Annotated in this window: 1 protein-coding gene; it reads left to right on the top strand. The window is 66.1% G+C overall.

Translation table 11 applies throughout. The features are described 5' to 3' along the window. The first annotated feature begins 85 nt into the window (after window positions 1-85). Window positions 86-1309, top strand: a complete 1224-nt coding sequence (locus PZ894_RS00275) for an IS481 family transposase (protein WP_275741285.1) — start codon at window positions 86-88, stop codon at window positions 1307-1309. Window positions 1310-1374: the final 65 nt, after the last annotated feature.

Raw genomic sequence — 1374 nt, 5'->3', positions numbered from 1 at the left:
ATCGGTCACACGTGTCTCACGACATCGTGGACGGATGTCTCACGACATCCGCGACTGAGCACGATCTCGCCGCCAGCGTGCGGCCATGTCGTTGAACAGATTGCTGATCACCGCCGTCGTGATCGAGAACCGTCCCGTCCACGAGGTCGCCGCCAGCTACGGCGTCTCCCAATCCTGGGTCTACCGGCTGATCGCCCGCTACCGCACCGAGGGCGAAGCTGTCTTCGAGCCCCGTTCCAGGCGACCAGCCTCGAACTCGAACGCCATCCCCGCCGAGACCGCCGACCTGATCCTCGAGCTGCGCGAGAAGCTGACCGCCACCGGCCTGGACGCCGGACCCGACACCATCCGCTGGCATCTGGAGCACCACCACTCCACGACTGTGTCGCGCGCGACGATCGCGCGTCACCTGACCCGGGCCGGCCTCGTCACCCCGGAACCGAAGAAGAGACCGAAGTCCTCCTACATCCGCTTCCAGGCCGCGATGCCCAACGAGACCTGGCAGGCAGACTTCACCCACTACCGACTCACTCGTCCCGCCCTCGACGGCACCGACCGCCCCGGCGCGGACACCGAGATCTTGACCTGGCTCGACGACTGCTCCCGCTACGCCCTCAGCGTCACCGCCCACCACCGAGTCACCGGACCCATCGTGCTCGCCACCTTCCGCCAAACCCTTGCCGAGCACGGGATCCCCGCCTCCACGCTCACCGACAACGGCATGGTCTTCACCACCCGGCTCTCCCAAGGCAAGAAGGGCGCCGGGACCCGCAACGGCTTCGAGACCGAGCTGCGCCGGCTCAACGTGGTCCAGAAGAACGGGCGACCCAACCACCCCACCACCCAGGGCAAGGTGGAGCGGTTCCAACAGACGATGAAGAAGTGGCTACGTGCCCAGCCCGAGCAGCCATCCACGATCGACGACCTCCAGGCCCTGCTCGACGCCTTCGTGGAGGAGTACAACGACCACCGTCCCCACCGATCCCTCGAGCATCGAGCGACTCCGGCCACGGTATACACCACCCTCCCCAAGGCCACCCCGAGCACAGGCGACCGAGACGACGACACCCACGACCGAGTCCGCTACGACAAGGTCGACAAGTCCGGCAAGATCACCTGGCGCTACCACGGCCAGATGTACTCCATCGGCATCGGCCGAACCCACACCCGAACCCGCGTCATCGTCCTCGCTCACGACCTCGAGATCCGCGTCATCGACGCCGTGACCGGCGAACTGCTCCGCGAGCTCGTCCTCGACACATCCAAGCGCTACCAAGGCACCGGACGACCACCAGGCCCCACCCGCTGAAAATGAAGGAGGGCCGAACCCACATCTATTGGGTTCGGCCCTCCACGATGCCCTGAGACATCACA

The sequence above is a fragment of the Nocardioides sp. YIM 152315 genome, assembly GCF_029210375.1.
Lineage (GTDB): Bacteria > Actinomycetota > Actinomycetes > Propionibacteriales > Nocardioidaceae > Nocardioides.
This window is presented reverse-complemented; position numbering and strand designations above follow the sequence as displayed.